21 protein-coding genes are annotated in these 22,245 nt (G+C 40.8%); 10 read left to right on the top strand and 11 right to left on the bottom strand.

Annotation, left to right across the window (positions count from 1 at the left end; genetic code table 11):
* The first annotated feature begins 5 nt into the window (after positions 1-5).
* Both fadA and acuI read left to right on the top strand, forming a co-directional pair.
* Positions 6-1,169, top strand: a complete 1,164-nt coding sequence (gene fadA / locus PVK71_RS05840) for an acetyl-CoA C-acyltransferase FadA (RefSeq protein WP_274420089.1) — start codon at positions 6-8, stop codon at positions 1,167-1,169.
* A gap of 758 nt (positions 1,170-1,927) precedes the next feature.
* Positions 1,928-2,908, top strand: coding sequence for an acrylyl-CoA reductase (NADPH) (gene acuI / locus PVK71_RS05835; protein ID WP_274420092.1), 981 nt, complete (start codon positions 1,928-1,930; stop codon positions 2,906-2,908).
* 113 nt (positions 2,909-3,021) lie between these two features.
* On the opposite strand, the gene PVK71_RS05830 is transcribed toward acuI, so the two are convergent.
* Entirely contained in the window at positions 3,022-3,963 is a 942-nt protein-coding gene (locus PVK71_RS05830; protein ID WP_130045778.1) for a LysR family transcriptional regulator, read from the bottom strand.
* Positions 3,964-4,124: 161 nt separating this feature from the next.
* Complete coding sequence (locus PVK71_RS05825; RefSeq protein ID WP_130045777.1) at positions 4,125-4,316, bottom strand: hypothetical protein; 192 nt, start codon at positions 4,314-4,316, stop codon at positions 4,125-4,127.
* Between the two features lie 177 nt (positions 4,317-4,493).
* On the opposite strand from PVK71_RS05825, the gene tusA reads away from it, so the two are divergent.
* Positions 4,494-4,745: a sulfurtransferase TusA gene (tusA, locus tag PVK71_RS05820; protein WP_130045776.1), complete on the top strand. Its 252-nt coding sequence runs from the start codon at positions 4,494-4,496 to the stop codon at positions 4,743-4,745.
* Between the two features lie 50 nt (positions 4,746-4,795).
* Here tusA and PVK71_RS05815 read toward each other — a convergent pair whose 3' ends face one another.
* The 4 genes from PVK71_RS05815 to glyQ all read right to left on the bottom strand — a co-directional run bounded on the left by PVK71_RS05815 (position 4,796) and on the right by glyQ (position 10,160).
* Positions 4,796-5,047 (bottom strand): hypothetical protein, encoded by a 252-nt coding sequence (locus tag PVK71_RS05815; RefSeq protein ID WP_130045775.1) that lies wholly within the window; start codon positions 5,045-5,047, stop codon positions 4,796-4,798.
* Between the two features lie 324 nt (positions 5,048-5,371).
* Positions 5,372-7,000, bottom strand: a complete 1,629-nt coding sequence (locus PVK71_RS05810) for an alpha-amylase (RefSeq protein ID WP_274420096.1) — start codon at positions 6,998-7,000, stop codon at positions 5,372-5,374.
* Between the two features lie 143 nt (positions 7,001-7,143).
* The gene (gene glyS / locus PVK71_RS05805) at positions 7,144-9,225 is read right to left on the bottom strand and encodes a glycine--tRNA ligase subunit beta (protein WP_274420098.1); all 2,082 of its coding nucleotides are present in this window, start codon (positions 9,223-9,225) and stop codon (positions 7,144-7,146) included.
* Between the two features lie 2 nt (positions 9,226-9,227).
* Complete coding sequence (gene glyQ / locus PVK71_RS05800; protein ID WP_060993456.1) at positions 9,228-10,160, bottom strand: glycine--tRNA ligase subunit alpha; 933 nt, start codon at positions 10,158-10,160, stop codon at positions 9,228-9,230.
* A 218-nt stretch (positions 10,161-10,378) separates the two neighbouring features.
* On the opposite strand from glyQ, the gene PVK71_RS05795 reads away from it, so the two are divergent.
* Positions 10,379-11,626, top strand: a complete 1,248-nt coding sequence (locus PVK71_RS05795) for a valine--pyruvate transaminase (RefSeq protein ID WP_274420102.1) — start codon at positions 10,379-10,381, stop codon at positions 11,624-11,626.
* Positions 11,627-11,813: 187 nt separating this feature from the next.
* Here the strand turns inward: PVK71_RS05795 and PVK71_RS05790 are convergent, their stop codons facing one another.
* The 5 genes from PVK71_RS05790 to dnaA form a co-directional block, all read right to left on the bottom strand.
* On the bottom strand, positions 11,814-12,248 hold the full coding sequence (locus tag PVK71_RS05790; RefSeq protein WP_130045771.1) for an Hsp20 family protein: 435 nt from the start codon (positions 12,246-12,248) through the stop codon (positions 11,814-11,816).
* 425 nt (positions 12,249-12,673) lie between these two features.
* A complete protein-coding gene (gene gyrB / locus PVK71_RS05785) occupies positions 12,674-15,091 on the bottom strand; it encodes a DNA topoisomerase (ATP-hydrolyzing) subunit B (RefSeq protein WP_274420105.1) in 2,418 nt (805 codons plus the stop codon).
* Positions 15,092-15,108: 17 nt separating this feature from the next.
* On the bottom strand, positions 15,109-16,188 hold the full coding sequence (gene recF, locus PVK71_RS05780; RefSeq protein ID WP_274420107.1) for a DNA replication/repair protein RecF: 1,080 nt from the start codon (positions 16,186-16,188) through the stop codon (positions 15,109-15,111).
* 13 nt (positions 16,189-16,201) lie between these two features.
* Complete coding sequence (gene dnaN, locus PVK71_RS05775; RefSeq protein WP_274420110.1) at positions 16,202-17,302, bottom strand: DNA polymerase III subunit beta; 1,101 nt, start codon at positions 17,300-17,302, stop codon at positions 16,202-16,204.
* A 31-nt stretch (positions 17,303-17,333) separates the two neighbouring features.
* Positions 17,334-18,743, bottom strand: a complete 1,410-nt coding sequence (gene dnaA, locus PVK71_RS05770) for a chromosomal replication initiator protein DnaA (RefSeq protein ID WP_274420112.1) — start codon at positions 18,741-18,743, stop codon at positions 17,334-17,336.
* 294 nt (positions 18,744-19,037) lie between these two features.
* Between dnaA and PVK71_RS05765 the strand changes: the two genes are divergently transcribed.
* The 6 genes from PVK71_RS05765 to yidD all read left to right on the top strand — a co-directional run bounded on the left by PVK71_RS05765 (position 19,038) and on the right by yidD (position 22,245).
* On the top strand, positions 19,038-19,790 hold the full coding sequence (locus PVK71_RS05765) for an amino acid ABC transporter substrate-binding protein (protein ID WP_274420114.1): 753 nt from the start codon (positions 19,038-19,040) through the stop codon (positions 19,788-19,790).
* A 134-nt stretch (positions 19,791-19,924) separates the two neighbouring features.
* Positions 19,925-20,596, top strand: coding sequence for an amino acid ABC transporter permease (locus PVK71_RS05760; protein WP_130048477.1), 672 nt, complete (start codon positions 19,925-19,927; stop codon positions 20,594-20,596).
* Complete coding sequence (locus PVK71_RS05755; RefSeq protein WP_274420117.1) at positions 20,593-21,330, top strand: amino acid ABC transporter ATP-binding protein; 738 nt, start codon at positions 20,593-20,595, stop codon at positions 21,328-21,330. Before PVK71_RS05760 ends, PVK71_RS05755 begins: the two co-directional genes overlap by 4 nt.
* Before the next feature lie 187 nt (positions 21,331-21,517).
* Positions 21,518-21,652: a 50S ribosomal protein L34 gene (gene rpmH / locus PVK71_RS05750; RefSeq protein ID WP_005416778.1), complete on the top strand. Its 135-nt coding sequence runs from the start codon at positions 21,518-21,520 to the stop codon at positions 21,650-21,652.
* 15 nt (positions 21,653-21,667) lie between these two features.
* The gene (gene rnpA / locus PVK71_RS05745) at positions 21,668-22,021 is read left to right on the top strand and encodes a ribonuclease P protein component (RefSeq protein ID WP_130045763.1); all 354 of its coding nucleotides are present in this window, start codon (positions 21,668-21,670) and stop codon (positions 22,019-22,021) included.
* Positions 21,988-22,245, top strand: coding sequence for a membrane protein insertion efficiency factor YidD (gene yidD / locus PVK71_RS05740; protein WP_130045762.1), 258 nt, complete (start codon positions 21,988-21,990; stop codon positions 22,243-22,245). The genes rnpA and yidD overlap by 34 nt, the downstream gene beginning before the upstream one ends.

Raw genomic sequence — 22,245 nt, 5'->3', positions numbered from 1 at the left:
TTATCATGAAAAATGTAGTTATTGTTGATTGTATCCGTACTCCGATGGGTCGATCTAAAAATGGTGTATTTCGTCATACTCGCGCCGAAGATTTATCAGCGCACTTAATGAAAGGCTTAATAGAGCGAAATCCAAACGTCGATCCGAATCAAATCGAAGACATCTACTGGGGTTGTGTTCAGCAAACGTTAGAACAAGGCTTTAATATTGCACGAAATGCCTCGTTATTAGCAGGTTTACCAAAATCTATCGCCGCAACCACGGTTAACCGTTTGTGTGGATCGTCTATGCAGGCATTGCATGATGCCTCTCGCGCCATCATGGTTGGCGATGCAGATATCTGTATTATTGGCGGTGTTGAGCATATGGGCCACGTACCAATGAATCACGGTGTCGATTTTCATTCAGGTTTATCAAAAAGTGTGGCTAAAGCCTCAGGAATGATGGGACTAACGGCAGAAATGCTCGGTAAGATGCACGGCATTACTCGTGAACAACAAGACGCTTTTGCCCTCGCCTCTCACCAAAAAGCACATAGAGCGACGATTGAGGGTCATTTTGATTCTGAAATATTGCCAATTGAAGGTCATGATGAAAATGGCGCACTAACCTTAGTTAAACATGATGAGGTAATTCGTCCCGAAACCACTCTCGAAGGTTTAGCCGCACTTCGCCCTGCATTTGATCCTGCTAATGGAACCGTGACTGCGGGCAGCTCATCTGCTCTGTCTGATGGTGCTTCTACAATGCTAATAATGAATGAAGATAAAGCTAATGAACTTGGTTTAACCATTCGCGCTAAAGTTCGTTCAATGGCGGTATCTGGCTGTGATCCATCCATCATGGGTTACGGACCTGTACCGGCAACTCAAAAAGCCCTTAAACGAGCAGGTTTGTCGATTGATGAGATTGATTTGTTCGAATTGAATGAGGCGTTTGCCGCTCAATCGCTACCTTGTATCAAAGACTTAGGTTTGATGGACGTTATGGAAGAGAAGATTAATTTAAATGGTGGAGCAATTGCTTTAGGTCACCCATTAGGTTGCTCAGGCTCTCGTATTGCCACCACATTAATCAATAACATGGAACGTACTGGCGCGAAATTGGGTGTCGCAACAATGTGTATTGGTCTTGGGCAAGGTATAGCGACTATATTTGAACGTCCTTAAGAGATTTATCTATAAGCATAAAACTAAAAAAGTCGCCTTCTTGGGCGACTTTTTTCGAGTTGATACCTAATTTGGTATCGCTTTTATCATCTTATTTTTTAGAGATGATTTTTGTATCACGCGCTTGGTGGAACCAAAAACGCTTTCTGCCTGTTGATTTAGACATGAGATATCCTTCTTAACTTTAGTATAAACATGCATCAATACGATGCGCTTGTTTAGCCTGAGAAGAGATATTTATCTTATGTAATTTATACATAGAGAAGTTGTACGTTCTTTACCTCATCAATCTATTTTTCAGTAGAACAATAGATAGCCCGATAACGATATCAGGTATAAAGCCAACGCATTTTCACAACTTCGATAGCACACGGTCATATTACATTATAAATAGATCCAGTTAGGCTTATTCGTTGCTAACGATCTGCTGAAATGTTCAATTATTAATAATTGGAAAAGTGAAATGAAACACGGAGATAATAGCTTTTTCGAAGATATTTTTCTGAGGGTTTGACTTGTACTTATTGCTTGTATTAATAACTCTATACATCAGAGCAAGGATGCAAAATAGCATGATCCAATAAAAAGTAAAGATCTTATTTGCTCTTTTTAAAATTTTTTTTACTAAAGGATCTATGCACAAAATGCATAGCTTCCATGTTTAAGTATCATTTTTTTTCTAAAAAAACCTCCCCTATACTTAATCCATCAATCAAATGTTGAATTTGATTCTCTATTTAATTTCATTGGAGTTTATTATGTTTAAAGCACTCGTTTTGAATCAAGAAGAAAGAAATACAATTGCTGCTGTTACTGAGATCGATGAATCTCAACTTCCTGAAGGTAACGTAAAAATTAATGTTAGCTATTCTTCTTTAAACTACAAAGATGGCTTAGCTATTACAGGTAAAGGGCGCATTGTTCGTAACTTCCCTATGGTACCTGGTATTGATTTAGCTGGCGTGGTATCTCAATCTGATGACGCTCGTTACCAAGCTGGTGATGAAGTTGTTCTTACTGGTTGGGGTGTTGGCGAAGGTCACTGGGGCGGAATGGCTGAAAAAGCGAGCCTAAACGGTGACTGGTTAGTCCCTATGCCAAAAGGCTTAGATGCTAAAAAAGTAATGGCTATTGGTACTGCTGGCTTCACTGCGATGCTGTGTGTTCAAGCCATTGTTGATGCAGGCATTAAGCCAGAAGATGGAGAGATCCTAGTAACAGGTGCAAGTGGTGGTGTAGGCAGCGTCTCAATCACGCTTCTTAACCAACTTGGTTATAAAGTTGCCGCGGTAACAGGCCGAGCTTCTTCAAATGGTGAGCTGCTTAAATCATTAGGCGCATCACGTATTGTTGAGCGTAGCGAACTAGAAGAACCAGCAAAACCATTAGAAAAACAACTATGGGCTGGCGCAATTGATACTGTTGGTAGCAAAGTATTAGCTAAAGTATTAGCACAAATTGATTACAACGGTGCAGTCGCAATGTGTGGCCTTGCTGGTGGTTTTGATTTACCAACTACGGTAATGCCATTCATTTTACGTAATGTACGTTTACAAGGTGTTGACTCTGTTATGTGCCCTCGTGAGAAACGCATTAAAGCGTGGGAACAATTAGCTGAATTACTTCCTGCATCATTCTTTGAGCAAGCAACGAAAGAAGTGTCTCTTGATGACGCAATTCAAGCCGCAGAAGACATTACCAACGGTCAAATCACGGGCCGTGTTGTTATCAAAATTTAATCGATAATAGTAAAAGAGTTAAGGCTAAGCCCTACCTAGCTTAGTTTTAATATGAAACATCAGTAAACCAGGCAGCTTAATCGCTGCCTTTTTCTTATCTAAAGAATAATAAGCTATACAAACCCAATGTCTTCGATTCGTTTTTCAATTAACTTACCGCACTCTTCTTTTACTACGCGTCGAAGCCAAGTTTGTGCCGGTGATGAATCACAACGAGAATGCCAAATTAAAGAGTAATCAAACGGCGTAAATTCAAACGGCAATGGTTTAATAACCAGATCATATCTTTCAGCAACCAAGTATGCGAGATCCGCAGGTACCGTGATCACTAATGGCATTTTATCAACAATGGCCAACGCCGCTTCTAAATGATACGCCCTAAGTACCTGTCTTCTTTCTCTTTGACCCAATAACGCAGTATCCAATAACGCCTTTACTCCATCACTGATGGCAATCATGGCGTGAGGTAGTGATAAATAATCATCTAGGGTTAATACTGATCCTGCGAGTGGGTGGTTCTGAGATAACAGACATAACACCCCAACCTGCCCTAACACATCCTGCTTAAGCGGAGAAACAGAACCAATAGGACGACAAATTGCCATATCCACTTTTTCAGTACTCAATTGTTTAAACAAGTTCTCATGATTAAGTGAGGTAAACTCTAATGAGATGCTCGGCGCTTGTTCATAAATTTTAGGAAGCGCATAAGGCAAAATAGTTTGCATTGCATAGTCAGTGGTCGCAATTAAGAAATGCTGATCACAGTGCATCGGCGTAAAATCGCTAGGGGTAAGTAACTGGCGTAAAGACTCTAATGGCTGATTTATTTGCGCATTAATTTCTAAAGCTTTTTGTGTAGGAACTAAATGCTGACCTTGACGAGTAAAGAGCGGATCACCAAGGAGATCTCGTAATCGTCCCAACACTCGACTCATCGCTGATTGACTTAAGTTGAGCCGAACAGCCGCTTGGCTCACGCTGTTTTCTTCTAATAATACTCGAAGTGCAATGAGTAAATTTAAATCACGGCGATAAACTTCTTCTAGTTCCATTACCTACACCTATGTTTGATATACCTTAATGGTAATTACGTAGTTTAACGGTTTTAAAAATAAAAAAAATCCCGCAACTCATTCATTTCTTGTTGGGTTCAAGAAAGATAAAAAGACGGGAAAATTAGAGTGTGGTGTAATTTTTAATTGTTAAGGTGTTTCTAGTAATCTTTTTCTTCTGCGGTTTCACTTTCTGACCAGGTTTTTAGCTCAATCGTCAGCGCTATCATAACGGAGGCAAGACTAATTAAAGGAAGTAAGCTGATATTCTCAGGGGTACGTAATACTAATGAGCAAATGGTAACGAAACAAAGAACACAATAAATGGTTAAGCGATCTATTTGAGTAAGCATAATGACGACCCTTCTATTGCTTTTATATCTATAGCTAAAACAACGAAATAACTGTCCAATGTTAATTTGTTGTTAACAAATAATTTACGCTCTTTTCAGTTCTTTGCCAATGTGTATTGATTATTTTTTTTACAGCAGTATGATCTTGGTCGCCTTTAACTGTAATGAGATACAACAATGACCATCAACTTTGATACCGCCAACCAAACCTTAGAAGCGGAAGGATTACGCTGCCCAGAGCCTGTAATGATGGTTAGAAAAACAATTCGACAGATGCAAGATGGTGAAACGCTATTAATCAAAGCAGACGACCCATCGACCACGCGTGACATTCCAAGTTTCTGTCGTTTTATGGATCATGAGCTTATTGCGGAAGATACTGATTCGCTGCCTTACCGATTTCTTATCCGTAAAGGGCTTTCAGCTTAAGAAATGATAAAGGCGACCACGAGGTCGCCTTTATACTGTTTAGGGATAGTTTATGTATTGATATCTCGCACTTGTTTTTGAATGCTTTCAATCTCATGTTGCAAGTTACGCATCTCTTTTTTCATTGGTAATACATAATGAACGCGAACCCAAGCATCCACAGATAATGCGGTCGTGACAATTGCCCCAACGACCATAGGTACCCACATATCGGTCAATACCATACCTAATAAATTAAGCGCCAAAGCGACGGTAAATAAATAACACTGGCTTTGTGGTGAGATAGCTAAAAAACGAGTCATGATAAGCTCCTTTCCTTTAAGAAACATCTACCAATACAACTAATTCTAGCTATAGATTATCATCTCTCTCACAAAACCTATGTGGTTAGTATCACACTCTCACTCAGATTTTATGAAACTTTGATGACACTCGTTATATCACCAAAAATTATACCAATCACAGTAAGTAAATGATCAGAAATAGCGCAGGTAAAATGCTTGAGAACAAGACGGCACTTTTCGACAAATAGTTTCGATAAGTAGTTATTCTACAATCAAAAATTTCAACGCAGTTATCGAGTATTTTAACCAGCTAGGATGAGCAGTTATTTACTACGATTGGTATTACTCACCCGTATAAACGATCATTACCTTATCGGATTCATTTTTACGTATGACAGCATAGTAAGGTTCTTGCTTAACCACTTGGTAATTCCCTTGTGATATCGCAGTATGATTTGATCTAAAAGAGAGTAGTTTCTTCCAATGAGAACGCAATGACCAATTAAGTCCTGTCGCATCTTCCCAATTCATCATGCTATATAGATCACCTGGTTTTGCACTTTCATCCCCATACCAAATCGAAACACTGTCGTGAGATAACAATAAAGCGGAGGCCGCATCTCTGTATTGAGCATAATTATCAGCCGTTAACGCTTGTTGCTTATCTTTATCAAACCAGGTTAACGCATTCATGGCGACTTTATTTTCAGTCGTTGTTTGAGCACTTAGTTGTGTTTCACATTGAGATTCAATTGACTGCTTTTGAGGGATAAAATGGTTATTATTTTCTAAATCGACCACAATAAAAGAAGACCCTTCAAGCGCTTTATATTGATTGTCTTTCTTCCATGCTTCAAATGCCTTACTGCCTTGTTCTTCAAATTGTTTTGTTAACTTAGGCGTTGATTGAGCTAAAACAATGCCATCAATACCAAACTTGGTTACCCATTCAGTCACCCATTGCGTTAATAATGCGTGTTTATCCTGACTGACTTGGCTCACTGCAGTTGTCGGTTTATTGGTAAAGAAGGTTGGCGTTGACACTACCCCTTCATAATTTGGATTAAACCAATCTGAAGACCACCATTGTGGGACTTGACCATCTTCACCTTTAAATGCATCTAAATAATGCGTTAGATTCTGACCTTCTTTTGGATGCCAATCATTCCAGTAACTTGGCAGTTCACTGCTGTCTTTAGGTTGAATAGAAAATTGCTGCAAATCGGCAAGGCTTGGTTGAGAAGGAGCAGTATCAATACTCCACACTACTCTCATTCCTAATTGATGAGCAAGATCGACAAATGCTCTCATCTCTTGCTCTGATCCCATATTGGTATCAAGCTGTGTCCAATCTAATGTGGCACCACCTGCGTATGGATATTCTGGTGTATTGCCATTTTTTCCAGGAAGCCAGCCATGAACTTGCTCTAGTGGTGTCGAAATCCAAAGTACATCAACACCTAGCTCAGCTAAGTAATCCAGTTTTTGCGTTAACCCTGCAATATCACCACCTTTAAAACCTTGTGATGAGGTTTGACGACCATAGCTGTGGTCATTCCAACTGTTTCCATTATAAAAACGATCGGTTGCGATATGATAAAACGTGGCACTCTGCCATTGGAAATCACGCTTCTCTGCTTCTGCTTCCTGTACTGAACTTGATTCTAATAACAGTAATCCACCACTATGACGACTTGGTGTTAGCGTTATTTGACCATTCTTCACTTGAGCAATATTGCCAGAGTAAGCATCTGTGACGACTGCACCTTCAGACCACAGTTCTGAAACGGTAACCGTCACAGGCTGAATGCCTAATGAAGGACATACACTGACTTGATTCGTCGAATCACTTGAGACTACAGGAGTATTCTGTGAAGAAGAATTTGCATTATCCGTGGTTGGTAATGAAGTACTTTGACACCCGACCATAAGTGAAAGGGAGATAAGAGTTGTACACACAGATAATTTCATCGAAATCAGCAGCCTAATAAAAGAGAGAACATCAATTGTAGTCATTGTTAAGTATATTATTAACCTCTAATTTTCGAAAATACGATATCTAGACAAAAAAATACCCCGCAAAGGCGAGGCATTTCATGAAATTTGGCTATTTCTTATTTTTGAAGAAGAGAAATATCCGCAATATCTAAGAACAGATTACGAAGCTTGTTAAGCAGCGTTAAGCGGTTAATCTTAAGCGCTTCATCATCAGCCATAACCATTACACCATCAAAGAAGGCATCAACAGGTTCACGTAACTCAGCTAAACGACTTAGAGCTTCTTGATAGTTACCTGCAGCAAATACAGGCTCTAGTGCTTCAGCTAGGATCTCTACTTTCTCAGCCAATACTTTCTCTGCATCTTCTTGAAGAAGAGCAAGATCGATTTCTTGAGCCAGTTCGCCATCGAATTTCGCAAGGATATTACCTACACGCTTATTCGCAGCCGCTAGAGATTCTGCAGCGTCTAGTTCACGGAAGTGAGATACCGCTTTCACACGCTTATCAAAATCAGCAGGTTTCGTTGGACGACGAGCAAGTACCGCTTGGATGATATCTACGCTGAAACCTTCATCTTGGTACCATGCGCGGAAACGACCTAGCATGAAATCAATCACATCTGTCGCTACGTTTGCATTCGTTAGCTTGCTTGAGCCATCTTCAAGTGCAAATAGAGATTGCGCTTTAGCTACTAGGTCAACTAAGTCTAAGTTGTAATCTTTCTCAACGATAATACGTAGAATACCCAGCGCAGCACGGCGAAGTGCAAATGGATCAGAACCTTTAGGTGCTTGACCAATACCGAAGATACCAACCAATGTATCTAGTTTGTCCGCCATTGCTACTGATGCAGAAATATCTGTGCTTGGTAGTTCATCACCCGCAAAACGTGGCATGTATTGCTCATAAAGAGCGAGAGCTACTTGCTCATCTTCACCATCGTGAGTTGCATAGTGCATACCCATCACACCTTGTGTATCTGTAAATTCAAATACCATAGATGTCATTAAGTCACACTTAGCTAGAAGGCCCGCACGTTGAGATTTCTCAACATCTGCACCAATTTGCTCAGCAATGTAACCTGCAAGCTCAGTAATACGGTCAGTTTTGTCTTTGATCGTACCTAATTGCTTTTGGAAGATAGCTTGTTCTAACTCAGGTAGACGGTCGATAAGCGGACGCTTACGGTCTGTGTTGAAAAAGAATTCTGCATCAGCAAGGCGTGGGCGAACCACTTTCTCGTTACCTTCGATAACGTGACGAGGCTCTTTAGATTCGATATTAGAAACGAAAATGAAGTTAGGAAGTAGATTCTTCGCTTCGTCATACACAGGGAAGTATTTTTGGTCACCCTTCATTGTATAAACTAACGCTTCTGAAGGCACTTTTAAGAACTCTTGCTCAAATTTAGCCGTTAATACTACCGGCCATTCAACAAGAGAAGTCACTTCTTCTACTAAGTCATCTTCTAGATCCGCTGTACCGCCTACTGCTGCCGCTGCTTTTTGAGCATCAGCAAGAATGATCGCTTTACGCGCATCGTAGTCAGCCATTACTTTACCGCGCTCTTCTAAGATCGCAGGGTATTGATCAGCAGAGTCAATCGTAAACTCGCTTTCACCCATGAAACGGTGACCACGAAGTGTACGAGTAGAAGTAACGCCTAAGATAGAACCTTCAATCAGTTCGTCACCCAATAGGATAGTCAGTGTTTTTACTGGACGAATAAATTGAATGTCTGAGTTACCCCAACGCATTGCTTTAGGAATTGGTAAACCTGCTAATGCTTTTGCTGCTAATTCAACAACAAGCTCTTGTACAGGTTGGCCTTTCACTGCTTCTTTATGAAGTAGCCATTCGCCTTTGTCTGTTTTTAGACGCTCAGCTTGTTCAACCGTAATACCGTTACCACGAGCCCAACCTTGAGCCGCTTTGGTTGGATTTCCATCCGCATCAAATGCAGATGCGATAGCTGGACCACGTTTTTCAACGATTTTATCTGCTTGACCTTCATCTAATTCAGCCACTTTAAGCGCTAAACGACGAGGCGTTGCATACCATTTAACACCTTGGTGTGCTAAATCAGCCGCTTTAAGACCCGCTTCAAAGTTAGCAGCAAATGCTTCAGCTAATGAACGAAGCGCTGTTGGTGGAAGCTCTTCAGTACCTAATTCGATTAGAAAATTCTTCGCCATGATTACTTCTCCTCAGTTGCTGTCGGTTTATTAGAACGACACATAGGGAAGCCTAATGCTTCACGTGATGCATAGTATGCTTCTGCAACCGATTTAGTTAAGTTACGAATACGAAGAATATAACGCTGACGCTCTGTTACAGAGATTGCTTTACGTGCATCTAGCAAGTTGAATGCGTGACCTGCTTTTAGAATGCGCTCGTACGCTGGAAGAGGTAGAGGCTTTTCAAGTTCAAGCAGCTCTTTACACTCTTTCTCACACTGGTCGAAGAAACCAAATAGGAAATCAACATCTGCGTGTTCAAAGTTGTAAGTCGATTGCTCAACTTCGTTTTGGTGGAAAATGTCACCGTAAGTAACCACACCTTGAGGACCATGGTTCCACACAAGATCGTAAACTGAGTCTACTTCTTGAATGTACATAGCAAGACGCTCAATACCGTAAGTGATTTCACCCGTTACTGGTTTACACTCGAGGCCACCTACTTGTTGGAAGTAAGTAAATTGCGTTACTTCCATGCCGTTTAGCCAGATTTCCCAACCTAGACCCCAAGCACCCAATGTAGGGTTTTCCCAGTTGTCTTCTACGAAACGAATATCATGAACAAGTGGATCGATACCAAGCACTTCTAAAGAACCTAGGTACAGCTCTTGAATGTTATCTGGAGAAGGCTTTAACGCTACCTGAAATTGATAGTAGTGCTGCAGACGGTTAGGGTTTTCACCATAACGGCCATCCGTAGGACGACGAGATGGTTGAACATAAGCGGTAGCCATTGGCTCTGGGCCAAGTGCACGCAGACATGTCATTGGGTGAGACGTACCTGCGCCCACTTCCATATCTAGTGGCTGTACAATCGTACAACCTTGTTGTGCCCAATAATCCTGCAGCGCGAGGATCATTCCCTGGAAGGTTTTGATATCGTATTTTTGCATAATTTAATTCGCGCGATGGTTGATAAATATAACCAAGAAGTATACCTCGCTGCCCTCTTTGGGAGTAGCAAAAATAAGCACTTTCTTAAAATTCACAGTGAGTTTACGGTTTAATCAATAAAATCAGGGCTTATCTTGGCTCTTTATCTCTGTTTGGTGTTGAGGTATGTTGTTAAAACAATCAATACTCAGACTCAACAAATAGCGCGGTAGTCGTAATGAAGTTTACTCAATTTGGCGAAAAATTTACTCGTTACAGTGGGATCACCCAATTAATGGATGATCTAAATGATGGCTTACGTACCCCTGGAGCAATCATGCTCGGTGGTGGTAACCCTGCTGGCATTCCCGCCATGCTCGACTACTTTAAAAGCGCCTCACAAGACATGCTCGATTCAGGTGAACTGGTTGCTGCAATGGCCAATTATGATGGCCCACAAGGTAAAGACTCTTTTGTTAAAGCATTAGCAAAACTATTAAAAGAGACTTACGGTTGGGATATCTCAGAGAAAAATATCTCTCTAACCAATGGGTCTCAAAGTGCTTTCTTTAGTCTATTTAACCTGTTAGCAGGCACTTATGCGGATGGTTCAAAAAAGAGGATTTTACTGCCTCTTGCTCCGGAATATATTGGCTATGCGGACTCTGAACTAGAAGTCGATAGTTTTATTTCTTACCGTCCTGAGATTGAATTACTCGATAACGGTTTGTTTAAATACCACGTTGATTTTAGCCAGTTAACTGTTGACGATTCAGTGGGAGCAATTTGTGTTTCTCGTCCTACCAATCCAACGGGTAATGTCATTACGGATGAAGAAGTGGCAAAACTCGACACATTAGCTCGTGAACATAATATTCCGTTAATTCTTGATAATGCTTATGGTACCCCTTTCCCGAATATTATCTTTGAAGAAGTCACACCATTTTGGAATGAAAACACCATTCTTTGCATGAGCCTTTCAAAGCTTGGTTTACCTGGGTTACGTTGTGGCATTGTGATTGCCAATGAGGAAATGACAGCAGCCATCACTAACCTAAATGGCATTATCAATCTTGCACCGGGAAGTATGGGCCCTGCAATTGGTTTGCACATGATTGAGTCAGGTGACTTATTGCGTTTAAGTGAGGAGGTTATCCAGCCTTTCTATCGCCATAAATCTCAAGCTGCAGTTAAGATGCTACAAACAGCGATTACCGATCCTCGTTTTCGCATTCATAAACCTGAGGGCGCTATTTTCTTGTGGCTATGGTTTGATGAATTACCTATCACGACAATGGAACTCTACAAACGCTTGAAAGCACGTGGTGTATTAATTGTTCCGGGCGAGTACTTCTTTATCGGCCAAGACGACAGTTGGGATCACGCTCATCAATGCTTACGTATGAACTACGTTCAAGATGAAGATATGATGCAAAAAGGCATCAATATCATTGCAGAAGAAGTGTTAAAGGCGTATTCAGAGTAGTTCAATAACTCAAATAATAGCTTGTTGCTTTGGAGTCAGCAATTCTGTTTGTCATCACTAAGCAAGCAACACATACAGATGCCATCTATTGGTAATAGAAAAGCAATAAGTCATAAATGAATAACCTAGCAGACACAAAAAAGGCGCTATCACAGCGCCTTCATTTAAATTTTTTACCAATCTACGATTAGCTTTCCAGTAAGTTATTACCGTTAATTGCAATCTTACGAGGCTGCATCGCTTCTGGAATTTCACGTTCTAAATCAACATGCAGTAAACCATTTTCCATGGTTGCGCCCACCACTTTCACATAATCCGCTAATTGGAATTTACGCTCAAAGTTACGCTCTGCAATACCTTGGTATAGGTACGTTTTCGCTTCATCCGATTCAGGACGCTCACCGCGTACAATCAGCATATTCTCGTGTTGAGTTAAATCGATTTGTTCATCAGCAAAACCCGCCACCGCCATGGTTATACGGTAGTTATGTTCTGATTTTTGCTCGATGTTATAGGGAGGGTAACCACCATTAGTTTTCGCTGAGTGGCTTTCCATTTGATTGAAAAGACGATCAAAACCAATTGCTGAACGGTACAGTGGAGTGAAATCTACATTACGCATAATACTATCCTTTATTTTAAGCAATAGTGAGTACAACTACCCCAAACTTGGGTCCTTAGTTGCCTCTATCAAATTATAAGACTTTCCATATTGGACAAGTCATTTTTCAGAAGACCCTTTCGGCATCCCCTTCATAACTAGATATGTGGTTCAGCTATTTTACTTTCAAGAGATACTGACTATTTATTTTCCGATTTAAACAAAAAAACCGCTAACCCTCTGAACAATAAATAAAAATAAACCCCAAATTCCAGACAAAAAAAAGCACCGCCAACAGCAGTGCTTCTTAATTTTCAACTTAGCATTTATGATTCTAGATGAAGTCAGTTCGTTCTAATTCAAGAAGAAGGCGCGGAGCTTATGAACATAAGTGAGCACCTTCGACGCAGAAGTAGGACTAACTGGCAAAATATAGAATTAAAAATTTATACGTCTAAGTTAGCAACGCGCAATGCGTTCTCTTCAATGAAGTTACGACGCGGCTCAACATGATCACCCATTAGCGTAGTAAACAACTCATCCGCACTTACTGCATCGTTGATAGTTACTTGCATCATACGGCGAGAATCAGGATCCATTGTTGTTTCCCAAAGCTGCTCAGGGTTCATTTCACCCAGACCTTTGTAACGTTGTAAGTAAACACCACGACGAGAGTCTTTAATCAACCATGCAATCGCTTCATCCAGTGTTTGTACTGGTTGCTTACGTTCACCACGTTGTGCATAAGCACCTTCTTCAATTAGCCCATTAAGTGCTTCAGATAAATCAGCAATACGACCGTACTCTTTCGAGTTCAGCAGATCAGCACTTAATACGTATTCATGCTGAACACCGTGAGTACGAACAACAAGCTTAGGCTGGTGAATATTTAACTCTTCGTTAAAATCTAGAGCTGGGTTGTATTGGCTTGCACCAGTTTCATGCTCGTTAAGATCCGCAACTAATGCCTCAGTCCACGCTCGAACTTCTGCTTCGTTTTCACACACTTCCTGAGTTAAACGAGGCGTGTAAACTAAACGATTTAATAGCGCTAATGGGTAACGACGACTCATACGCTCAATTAATTTAACCACACCATTAAACGTGCGAATTAAGTTTTCAAGCTCTTGACCGAAGATAGATTCATTTGAATTAACAAATAACGCAGCATTGTCTAACGCTTGCGTGATTTGGTATTCACCCATCGCTTCTTCATCTTTAATATATTGCTCTTGTTTGCCTTTCTTCACTTTGTAAAGTGGTGGTTGAGCAATGTAGATATAGCCACGTTCAATCAACTCAGGCATTTGACGGTAGAAGAAAGTCAAAAGTAGAGTACGGATGTGAGAACCATCGACATCGGCATCGGTCATGATGATGATGTTATGGTAACGCAGTTTATCTGGGTTATATTCGTCGCGACCAATACCACAACCTAATGCTGTAATTAGTGTTCCTACCTCTTGAGAAGAGATCATTTTATCAAAACGTGCTTTTTCTACGTTTAGAATTTTACCTTTAAGCGGAAGGATCGCTTGGTTTTTACGGTTACGTCCCTGCTTGGCTGAACCGCCAGCAGAGTCCCCTTCCACTATGTATAATTCAGATTGTGAAGGATCTTTTTCCTGACAATCCGCAAGCTTACCTGGAAGACCAGCGATATCTAACGCGCCTTTACGACGAGTCATTTCACGAGCTTTACGAGCCGCTTCACGAGCACGAGCTGCATCAATGATTTTAGAACAAACCATTTTAGCTTCACCTGGATTCTCAGCTAAGAACTCAGACAGTTTCTCACCCATTGCAGATTCAACCGCAGACTTCACTTCAGAAGAAACCAGTTTATCTTTAGTTTGACTTGAGAACTTAGGATCAGGCACTTTAACCGAAACAACCGCCGTTAGGCCTTCACGCGCATCATCACCAGAAGTAGATGCTTTCGCTTTCTTAGAAAAGCCTTCCTTATCCATGAAGGTGTTTAATGTACGAGTTAGCGCAGAACGGAAACCGGCTAAGTGCGTACCACCATCACGTTGTGGGATGTTATTGGTATAACAGAAAATATTTTCTTGGAAAGAATCATTCCATTGCATCGCCACTTCAACAGCAATGCCATCTTCTTCACGAGTGAAATCAAAATGGAATATTTTTTGATGAATAGGTGTTTTATTGCGATTTAGGTGATTAACGAACGCTTGAATACCACCTTCAAACATGAAGTGATCAGATTTATCTTCTTCACGCATGTCTTGTAAAATAATTGACACACCAGAGTTTAAGAAAGACAACTCACGCAGACGTTTCGCTAGAATTTCATACACAAATTCAATGTTTGCGAACGTTTGGTCACTTGGCCAGAAACGGATTTTAGTACCCGTAGTATCTGTAGTACCAACAACAGCTAATGGTGCTTGTGGATCACCGTGATGATATGTTTGTTGGAAGATCTCACCTTTACGGTGAATCGTTAATTCCACTTTTTCAGATAGTGCGTTTACAACTGAAACACCAACACCGTGAAGACCGCCTGATACTTTATAAGAGTTATCATCGAACTTACCACCTGCGTGAAGTACCGTCATGATAACTTCTGCTGCTGATACGCCTTCTTCTGGGTGAATTTCTGTTGGAATACCACGACCATCATCGCTTACTGATACTGAGTTATCTTCGTGTATCGTTACAATAATATCTTTACAGTGACCAGCAAGAGCTTCATCGATTGAGTTATCGACAACCTCAAACACCATGTGGTGAAGACCTGTACCGTCGTCGGTGTCGCCGATATACATACCCGGACGCTTACGTACTGCATCTAGGCCTTTTAGTACTTTAATACTCGATGAATCATAATTTTCTGACATGAGTTACTCTCGCGTTTTTATCCTTGGGCTATTTTGCCATGTTCTATCTCGAACATCTTGCTTTCTTCATCATGCATATCTGCAATCTGTTCAGCAGTAATCGAACTAATAAACACCTGCGCCTTTGTCTGTTTCAAATATTGAGCCAGCAATTGACGGCGATGACTATCCAGTTCAGAAGCAAAATCGTCTATTAAATAGATGCACTGCTTTCCTGTTGCTTCTGTTAAATGTTGCCCCTGCGCTAATCGTAGCGCACATACCATCAACTTTAGTTGACCACGAGACAACACATCTTCAACAGGAGTGCCTGCAACTTTAATTCGTAAGTCGGCTTTATTTGGGCCGCCGACGGTATAACCCAGCTGTTTATCTCGCTCAAAGTTCTTCTTGAGCAAATCTGCGTATGGGGTTTCTCTATCCCAACCGCGATAGTATGACAGCTTTATGTCATATTCTGGTAAGAATGCCTGACATATTTGTTGAGTTGCTTCAGATATGTGATTGATGTAATCCACTCGCCACTGATCTATTTTTTCAGCTAATTGTGCGAGTTCCAAATCCCAGTAGCTTAGCTCTCTATAACTCTGTGCCGTTTTTAATAATGCATTACGTTGCTTGGTTAATCGCTTCACTCGGCTCCATGCTTCATAAAAAGCAGGTTCCACGTGAAACACCCCCCAATCTATAAATGCTCGGCGAAATTTAGGGCCATCAGTAACTAACTCAAACCCTTCAGGGTGAATTAATTGAAGCGGTAAAACCTTAGCTAATTGTGCCAGTTTTTGACCGCTTTCTCCGCCTATTTTAACCTCTGTTGTGCCGTCGCGCTGTTTATTTATACCAATGGGCAGTTCAAAGTTTTCAGGAGTGGTGAAACGACCATGAATAAAAAGCTCGTCACAGTCACGTCTAATGATCCGACCGGTTAATGAGCTCTTAAATGAACGGCCATGCCCGAGCAAATAAATCGCTTCTAGGACACTGGTTTTGCCACTACCATTGGCACCCGTAACAAAATTAAAGCCTGATGATAATTGAATATCACACGTCTTTATATTACGAAAATCATTAATGATTAGGCGTGATAATGGCATTGATAGTTAAAATCTACAGACGGATTGGCATAACAACATATTGCGCTTCATCATTAACGCAATCTTCAACTAACGCACTCGCATTAGCCGTTGTCATCGAAATACGTACACGTTCGCATTTTAAAGTATTCAGCACATCTAATACATAGCTAACGTTAAAACCGATTTCGATATCATCACCTTGGAAATCCACATCAAGGATCTCTTCCGCTTCTTCTTGTTCTGGGTTATTCGCCGTAATACGCATTTGGTTGTTTGCTAAATTAACGCGAACACCACGGAATTTTTCATTCGATAAAATAGCGGCACGAGCGAATGCTTGGCGCAGTTCATCACAATCGGCTTCTAGCGTCTTGTTACTACTTTGCGGCATTACACGTCGATAATCAGGAAAGCGACCATCAACCAGTTTTGACGTAAATACAAAGTTATTCACTTCTGCACGTACATTTGAATTACCAAACTGTAAAGTAACACTCTGATCTGGTGAGTCAAGTAAGCGAACTAGCTCTTGAATACCTTTGCGTGGCATGATCACTTGTTGTTCAGGAAGCTCTGATCCCACCGGCATATTACATACTGCCATTCGGTGACCATCCGTTGCTACAGAACGGAAAATATTCCCTTGAGTTTCAAACATCATACCATTTAAGTAATAGCGCACATCTTGGTTAGCCATAGAGAATTGAGTACTCTCTATTAGCTTGCGGAGTTGTGCTTGAGAAAGCGTGATTTCAACTTCACTCTCCCAACCTTCAATGTTTGGAAAATCATTAGCAGGCAAAGTCGCTAGAGTGAATCGACTGCGTCCAGAACGTACTAAGACTCGATCGCCTTCTAATACGATAGTGATGGTTGCGCTGTCAGGTAAACCACGACAAATATCTAAAAATTTACGAGAAGGAACGGTAATAGCGCCCGCTTCAAAATCACCTTCTAACGTAATCTTACTGATCAATTCTACTTCTAAATCGGTTGCGGTCATTGATAATTGACCATTTTCTACCTGAAGTAAGATATTACCTAAGATAGGTAATGATGGACGGCCACCAAGGGCACCAGATACTTGTTGCAGTGGTTTTAATAACAGACTGCGTTCAATAGAAAATTTCATAATACTCGTTTATTTAAAAGTAGATAATGACTTACGATGACAACGTACGAATGAGGTTAGAGTAGTCTTCTTTTATATCATGACTCTCTTCACGCAATTGCGCTATTTTACGACAAGCATGAAGCACAGTGGTATGGTCTCGACCACCAAATGCGTCGCCGATCTCAGGTAAACTGTGATTGGTTAACTCTTTAGACAATGCCATCGCTAATTGACGTGGACGCGCAACAGAGCGAGAACGGCGTTTAGACAATAAATCCGCCATTTTTATCTTGTAGTACTCAGCAACGGTTTTTTGAATGTTATCAATTGTTACTAGCTTCTCTTGAAGCGCTAATAAGTCACGTAATGCTTCACGTACAAAATCAATCGTAATTGCACGGCCAGTAAAGTTAGCATTTGCAATCACACGGTTAAGCGCCCCTTCTAATTCACGTACATTCGAACGTAAACGTTTTGCAATAAAGAAAGCAACTTCATCCGCAAGATGAATTTGATGATCTTCAGCTTTTTTCATTAAGATAGCAACGCGAGTCTCTAATTCTGGCGGCTCAATCGCAACAGTAAGACCCCAACCAAAGCGAGATTTCAAACGCTCTTCTACCCCATTAATCTCTCTTGGGTATTTATCTGACGTTAAGATTATTTGCTGATTGCCTTCCAATAATGCATTAAAGGTATGGAAGAATTCTTCTTGTGAACGCTCTTTATTCGCAAAGAATTGAATATCATCGATAAGCAAGGCATCAACACTACGGTAATAACGTTTGAATTCTTCAATGGCGTTATTTTGTAGCGCTTTAACCATATCTTGAACAAAGCGTTCGGAATGCATATACACAACTTTAGCGTCAGGCTTGCGCTCAAGAATAGCATTGCCTACGGCTTGCAACAGATGCGTTTTACCTAAACCAGTACCACCATATAAGAATAGTGGATTATACGCCGTTCCCGGATTATCAGACACTTGACGAGCTGCAGCTAAGCCAAGTTGGTTTGATTTACCTTCAACGAAGTTAGTAAATTTATGTTTAGGGTTTACATTCGATCGATGATTCAGATCAGCTGATGTAGGTTCTGAACTCTGAGATTCCCAAGGCTTATTCACTGACTGTAAGGCTTGAAGTTGTGCAGGAGCAGAGGTTGAAGCAGCAACATCCGCTGCCGTTCTCTTTGGTGCTGGGGCTGATGCAGCAGGTTTACTGCCAACTTCAAAACGTAATGTAGGAACATCACTACCACAGAACTCATTTAATAATGAGTTAATGCTATTTAAGTACTTATCTCGAACCCAATCCAACACGAAACGGTTCGGCGCAAATAGCGTAAGGGTATTGTCATTTAATTCAGCTTGCAGGGGTTTAACCCACATACTAAATTCTGCGGAAGGTAATTCTTCTTGAAGGCGCTGTAAACACTGCAGCCAAAGCGATGAAGACACGGACAACCCCACTCATAATTATTTTTAAAAGGTTGTCGATTTTATACTGTGGATAACTTTTGTGCCAGTGTTAGATCGATGATCCGGTGAATAAGATCGAAGTTATTCACACTGATCACGGTTTTTTACCTAGATCGACACACTTTTTACCTGACTTATACCCAAAACCATCAACAATGGGGAGATTATGCCCTTTATTTTACGGTTTAGTTATTACACATAACCAGAGGGTATTTAGAGCTCAATCGCAAAAAACGTATTATCTCAATACTGATGAATTACGGAGTATCAATCATGAAATGGACAAAGAACATTCTTACTGGATTAACACTGACACTAGCAGCCACTCAATTTGCTCAAGCAGCCACTGACGTTAAAGTAGGGATGTCGGGCCGTTATTTCCCATTTACCTTCGTTAAACAGGATCAACTGCAAGGCTTTGAGGTTGATTTATGGGATGAGATTGGTCGCCGTAACGACTATAACGTTGAATACGTAACTGCGAGTTTTTCTGGTTTATTTGGGCTATTAGAAACAGGCCGAATTGATACGATTTCAAATCAAATTACCAAAACCAAAGAACGTGAAGCTAAATACCTATTTGCCGACCCTTATGTTGTTGACGGTGCACAAATTACCGTTCGTAAAGGCAATGACAGCATCAAAAATATTGAAGATTTGGAAGGAAAAACCGTTGCCGTTAACTTAGGTTCTAATTTTGAAAAATTACTGCGAGATAACGATAAATCAGGCCAAATAAACATTAAAACCTACGATACTGGTATTGAGCACGATGTCGCTTTAGGCCGTTCAGATGCGTTTGTGATGGACCGTCTATCAGCAGCTCAACTGATTAAAAAATCAGGATTACCACTGCAACTTGCAGGCGAACCATTTGAAACTATCGAAAATGCATGGCCATTTGTAAAAAATGAAAAAGGCCAAAAGCTACAAAAAGAAGTTAATAAGGCATTAACTGAAATGCGTGCTGACGGCACATTAGCAAAAATATCGCAAAAGTGGTTTGATGCTGACGTAACACAATAAATCAAACTAACTCGGTAAGTACCTACTTCTATTTACAATAAACCCACTATCTGTGACGGAGTGGGTTTTGTGTTTATTACTTATATAAACTCAGTACAGCTCACCACTTTTCAAACTAATTATAGAGAGACATCATGGGATTTGATTTTGCGTATATGATTGAACTCTTACCAATACTGTTTAAGTATTTAGGTACGACATTAGAAATGGCGATATGGGGATTATTCTTTGCTCTTGCTCTGGCGTTAGTGCTCGCTAACTTAAGAGTCTTTAAAGTGCCAGTATTGGATCAACTTAGCCAACTTTACATCAGCTTTTTCCGTGGTACACCGCTGCTGGTTCAATTATTTCTTCTTTATTATGGTTTACCGCAAGTATTCCCTATTTTTATTGGATTAGATGCATTTAGTGCCGCTGTTATTGGTTTAACACTCCATTTCGCCGCTTATATGGCAGAGAGTATTCGAGCTGCTATTATTGGTATTGATCGTAGCCAAATGGAAGCCAGTCTTTCTATTGGTATGACAACATCTCAAGCGATGCGCCGTATTATCCTCCCTCAAGCGACTCGCGTAGCTTTACCTTCACTAATGAATTATTTCATCGATATGATTAAATCCACATCATTAGCCTTTACACTTGGGGTGTCTGAAATAATGGCAAAAGCGCAAATGGAAGCCTCTTCAAGCTTTAAATTCTTTGAAGCATTTTTAGCCGTAGCCCTGATTTATTGGGGTGTTGTTGTCATTCTTACTCGAGTACAAACTTGGGCTGAAGTGAAATTAAATAAGGCGTATGTTCGATGATAAAAATTACCAACCTACATAAAAGTTTTGGTGACACAAACGTACTATCAGGCATTGACCTCGCCATTAATAAAGGGGAGATAATTGCCATTATTGGATCAAGCGGTACAGGCAAGTCTACGTTACTTCGATGCGTCAATTTTCTTGAAATGGCCGATAAAGGCACCATCACAATTGATGATATTAGCGTCGACAGTGAAAAAAATACTAAAGCAGAAATCATCGCATTACGACGGAAAACAGGGTTTATCTTCCAAAACTATGCTCTTTTTTCACATTTAACCGCTCGACAGAATATTGCTGAAGGCCTAATAACTGTCCACAAGTGGAATAAGGCTGATGCCCTTAAAAGAGCACAACAGATTTTAGATGATATTGGGCTTGGTGATAAAGGGGATAACTACCCTTCAGCGCTTTCTGGGGGCCAACAACAGCGCGTTGGTATTGGACGAGCAATGGCCTTAGAAGCAGAACTGCTATTGTTCGATGAACCCACGTCAGCACTTGATCCGGAATGGGTTAATGAAGTGCTAACTTTAATGAAAAAACTAGCCACTCAACATCAAACCATGCTGGTTGTCACTCATGAAATGCAATTTGCCAAAGAAGTCGCTGATAAAGTTATCTATATGGCAGATGGAAAGATCGTGGAACAAGGAACCCCAGAGCAAATTTTTGGTTATCCACAGGATCCTAAATTAAAAAAATTCTTGAATCAGGTCGGGATCGCATAAAGATCCTTGCGCTCTGGCTCACAAAACGTATAATTCACCGTCCGGAAAAATCGTGGAACCTCTTATTGACTATTTTTCTGTCAATGATTACAATTCCGCCTCTTTGTTGAGAGGCGTCGGAATGTACGTCCCACGCCGGGTTTATACAAAAAACCTAAACACTACTGATCAGTAAAAGGTAATACCAATGAAACGCACTTTCCAACCTTCAGTTCTTAAGCGTAAACGCTCTCACGGTTTCCGTGCACGTATGGCTACTAAGAACGGTCGTAACGTAATTAACGCTCGTCGCGCTAAAGGCCGTAAGCGTCTATCTAAGTAATCCTAGATTATTTTGATGAATTACGACTTCTCTCGGGAGTTACGCTTGTTAACTCCCGAAGATTACAAATCTGTTTTCAAGCAAGCTCACCGAGCCGGCTCACCTCACTTCACCATTCTTGCCAGAGAAAATTCACTATCGCACCCTCGTTTAGGCCTTGCTGTTCCTAAAAAGCAAATTAAAACTGCTGTAGGTCGCAATAAGTTCAAACGTATTACGCGTGAAAGTTTCCGCAATAAGCAACATTCATTACCTGCGAAAGACTTTGTGGTTATCGCTAAAAAGAGTGCTCAAGATCTGAGTAACGAAGACTTCAACAAGCTATTAGACAAATTATGGCATCGCCTGTCTCGCCCTTCTCGTGGATAGCAATCGGTCTAATCCGTTTTTATCAACTCGTCATCAGTCCATTGATTGGACCTCGCTGTCGATTTACTCCAACGTGTTCACATTATGCAATTGACGCACTAAAGTCACACGGTTTAGTAAAAGGGTGTTGGCTATCTGGCAAACGTCTATTAAAATGTCATCCTTTGAATGATGGGGGCTATGACCCCGTCCCACCCAAGCAGCATAAAGACAGAGAACAATAA

The organism is Aliivibrio sp. S4MY1, from assembly GCF_028765545.1.
Taxonomy (GTDB): domain Bacteria; phylum Pseudomonadota; class Gammaproteobacteria; order Enterobacterales; family Vibrionaceae; genus Aliivibrio.
This window is presented reverse-complemented; position numbering and strand designations above follow the sequence as displayed.

Excerpts from the sequence above, each read along its gene's own strand:
- gyrB (WP_274420105.1), bottom strand. The coding sequence starts at position 15,091 with ATGTCAGAAAATTATGATTCATCGAGTATTAAAGTACTAAAAGGCCTA.
- PVK71_RS05760 (WP_130048477.1), top strand. The coding sequence starts at position 19,925 with ATGGGATTTGATTTTGCGTATATGATTGAACTCTTACCAATACTGTTT.
- acuI (WP_274420092.1), top strand. The coding sequence starts at position 1,928 with ATGTTTAAAGCACTCGTTTTGAATCAAGAAGAAAGAAATACAATTGCT.
- PVK71_RS05810 (WP_274420096.1), bottom strand. The coding sequence starts at position 7,000 with ATGAAATTATCTGTGTGTACAACTCTTATCTCCCTTTCACTTATGGTC.
- PVK71_RS05795 (WP_274420102.1), top strand. The coding sequence starts at position 10,379 with ATGAAGTTTACTCAATTTGGCGAAAAATTTACTCGTTACAGTGGGATC.
- yidD (WP_130045762.1), top strand. The coding sequence starts at position 21,988 with ATGGCATCGCCTGTCTCGCCCTTCTCGTGGATAGCAATCGGTCTAATC.
- glyQ (WP_060993456.1), bottom strand. The coding sequence starts at position 10,160 with ATGCAAAAATACGATATCAAAACCTTCCAGGGAATGATCCTCGCGCTG.
- rnpA (WP_130045763.1), top strand. The coding sequence starts at position 21,668 with ATGAATTACGACTTCTCTCGGGAGTTACGCTTGTTAACTCCCGAAGAT.
- rpmH (WP_005416778.1), top strand. The coding sequence starts at position 21,518 with ATGAAACGCACTTTCCAACCTTCAGTTCTTAAGCGTAAACGCTCTCAC.
- recF (WP_274420107.1), bottom strand. The coding sequence starts at position 16,188 with ATGCCATTATCACGCCTAATCATTAATGATTTTCGTAATATAAAGACG.
- fadA (WP_274420089.1), top strand. The coding sequence starts at position 6 with ATGAAAAATGTAGTTATTGTTGATTGTATCCGTACTCCGATGGGTCGA.
- glyS (WP_274420098.1), bottom strand. The coding sequence starts at position 9,225 with ATGGCGAAGAATTTTCTAATCGAATTAGGTACTGAAGAGCTTCCACCA.
- PVK71_RS05755 (WP_274420117.1), top strand. The coding sequence starts at position 20,593 with ATGATAAAAATTACCAACCTACATAAAAGTTTTGGTGACACAAACGTA.
- PVK71_RS05830 (WP_130045778.1), bottom strand. The coding sequence starts at position 3,963 with ATGGAACTAGAAGAAGTTTATCGCCGTGATTTAAATTTACTCATTGCA.
- dnaN (WP_274420110.1), bottom strand. The coding sequence starts at position 17,302 with ATGAAATTTTCTATTGAACGCAGTCTGTTATTAAAACCACTGCAACAA.
- PVK71_RS05815 (WP_130045775.1), bottom strand. The coding sequence starts at position 5,047 with ATGACTCGTTTTTTAGCTATCTCACCACAAAGCCAGTGTTATTTATTT.
- tusA (WP_130045776.1), top strand. The coding sequence starts at position 4,494 with ATGACCATCAACTTTGATACCGCCAACCAAACCTTAGAAGCGGAAGGA.
- PVK71_RS05825 (WP_130045777.1), bottom strand. The coding sequence starts at position 4,316 with ATGCTTACTCAAATAGATCGCTTAACCATTTATTGTGTTCTTTGTTTC.
- PVK71_RS05765 (WP_274420114.1), top strand. The coding sequence starts at position 19,038 with ATGAAATGGACAAAGAACATTCTTACTGGATTAACACTGACACTAGCA.
- PVK71_RS05790 (WP_130045771.1), bottom strand. The coding sequence starts at position 12,248 with ATGCGTAATGTAGATTTCACTCCACTGTACCGTTCAGCAATTGGTTTT.